This is a genomic window from Rhodococcus olei (assembly GCF_039540555.1).
Taxonomy (GTDB): Bacteria; Actinomycetota; Actinomycetes; order Mycobacteriales; family Mycobacteriaceae; genus Rhodococcus_G; species Rhodococcus_G olei.
The window spans coordinates 1-2206 of the sequence record NZ_BAABFB010000037.1; the positions used below are offsets into that span (position 1 = coordinate 1).

Consider the following 2206-nt stretch of genomic DNA (forward strand, 5'->3'; position numbering starts at 1 on the left):
CGGCGGAACCGAGATCAGCCTCGACGTGCCGTGGCGCAGGCCGGGGGCGCCGAACGGCATCGACGAGCGTCTGAGCGTCGCGATGGTGGACCACGCCCGCGAGCATGGCGGCGAGCGGGTGTCCCTGGCGTTCGCTGCCTTCCCGGAACTGTTCGACGACCGGAACCGCCGCTGGTCGCGGCGGGTGCTCTACAACGCCGTCCACCTCGGCGACCCGCTGCTCGAACTCGAGTCCCTGTACCGGTACCTGGCCAAGTACCACGCGCTCGACGAGCGTCGCTACGCGCTGCTGAGCCTGCGGATCCTGCCGATCGCGGCGTTCGCGGCGCTGACGCTCGAGTTCGCGCCGCACCGCGCCGGACACGGGACCGACCACTGAGAAGGACCCAGGCATGCATTTTTCAATCGCCACAACACGACCCGACCCGCGGCGAGCGAGACCGGTCTGTTTCATCGTTCGCTACGCCGGTACCCAATGTCGGCGATGCTTCGGCCCCTAAACACTCCGGCGATTGAATTGGTGCCCGGCAACAACTCGGTCCGGAGGGGGACGATCGTGAGGTGAGTTGTGCCGCTGGCTAGGTCCTCGTAACCGGCCGGGCAACGTCGCCCCTGGCGCCGCGACAATGCTCAGGCTTCGATTTGGCCCGCGATTCGGTGCTCCAGCTGCGCCCGGGCGGACGACGGGAGCACAATCAGCCCGTCGAGTTCCTTGCGGGCCTTCAGATATGCGTTCTGCCGCTCCTGTGCAGTGGCAGCGTCGTCGAGGGCCAGTCGCAGCAACCGCTGTGCGCGCACCAGTCGCTCTTGTTCCTCGGGGGTGAAGTTGCCACGGCGGCGTCGTTTCGCCTCCGCCTCGGCAACGTCGAACGTGATCGTATAGGTGTGCACTGCTTCTCGGTACTCGCTCAGCGCGGGCTGGTCACCCACCATCGATTCGGGATCCGTCGGCCGCAGCAGGTCCGCGCGATGCCGGGCCTTGTGAAAGTCCACCGTCAACGGTTCGCGCATATCGGTCATCATGGGAAAATCGAGCAGCGTGACCAGGTCCATCTCGTAGCCGAACCATCGCGCATCCGTTTGTTCGTGCTCGCCGATGGCCTTGGCGATCTCACGTCGTTGCGTCTGCGCGTCGACGTGGCCCTGCGCCTTGGCTTGCGCCACCGCGATCTTTGTCTGCTGCTTGAGCCGGTAGCGTTCTTCCCGCCGATCGATGCGCCGCTGGTTGGCCGCGAGCGCACGCCTCCACGCGCCACCGATGCTGCCACCGAAGACGAAGATCAGCCACCAGTAGTGCCCGAACATTTGCAGGACCTGATCCACACCGCCATGATGCCACCGGGTCAGCGAGGCCGTAGGTGCTCGCGAGGAACGCGCGTGCCGCCGGCCGGACCGGTCCGCCGGCGCTCCACGCCGGCCCGTTCGGCGACCCGATCAGCCAGGTCGAGGAAGTGAAGTCGACGAGTGACCACGTTCGGTGCAGGTTCTCGACGCCCGGCACCGTGGCAGGTTGGTAGGCCGCCCGGTCGGGTCCCGGTGGACTCGGGCGGCTGAAGGCCTGAAACCGGCCCCTGCCAGGGTGAATGGCGTGAGGCCGTTACCGCCCGGCAACGCCGGCCGACCGCATGTGCACGGTCGGTACTGGAGGCTCCTGGTGTTCGGGCATCGTCTCGGAGCACGAGCGAGACACCGGACGCGGGCTGCTGCAACCGCGACGACGGGTGATCCGGCGGGGGTCGCCTCTCGGCGCAGCCACGGCGTCGTGCGGGGCGGCACGGGGGTGCCCGTATCGGCGGCTCGACACCCGAATTCGCTACGGCTAGCCTTACCTAAAAGATCTGTCTTGGTGGGGCAGCGCAAACCGACCGAAGGTAGACCAGATGAGTCCAACCAGCATCGCACTGCTCGGCGCCGTCGCCGGATTCACCATCTTCCTCGGCCTACCCATCGGACGGCTCAAGACACCCACGCCACGGCTCCGTGCACTGCTCAACGCGCTCGCAATCGGGATCCTGGTCTTTCTCCTGTGGGATGTGCTCGACCACGCGTGGGAGCCGATCGACACCACCTTGAGCGAACACGACTACGGTCCGGCGATCGGCAACGGGCTCGTCTTCGTCGGCTGCTTCGGCCTGGGCCTGCTGGGCTTGGTCTACTTCGACCGCCGGGTCGCCCGCCGCGCCGACAGCGCCCACGCCGCGGGCCC

2 protein-coding genes and 1 pseudogene are annotated in these 2206 nt (G+C 67.5%); 2 read left to right on the plus strand and 1 reads right to left on the minus strand.

The features are described 5' to 3' along the window. Positions 1-379, plus strand: a 379-nt coding sequence (locus tag ABD951_RS11760) for a phosphatidylglycerol lysyltransferase domain-containing protein (RefSeq protein ID WP_345344922.1), incomplete at its 5' end; no start/stop codon positions are given. 251 nt (positions 380-630) lie between these two features. Here the strand turns inward: ABD951_RS11760 and ABD951_RS11765 are convergent. Then, positions 631-1305: a hypothetical protein gene (locus ABD951_RS11765; protein ID WP_345344923.1), complete on the minus strand. Its 675-nt coding sequence runs from the start codon at positions 1303-1305 to the stop codon at positions 631-633. A gap of 575 nt (positions 1306-1880) precedes the next feature. On the opposite strand from ABD951_RS11765, the pseudogene ABD951_RS11770 reads away from it, so the two are divergent. Beyond that, positions 1881-2206: pseudogene (locus tag ABD951_RS11770) on the plus strand (ZIP family metal transporter); the annotation flags it as partial.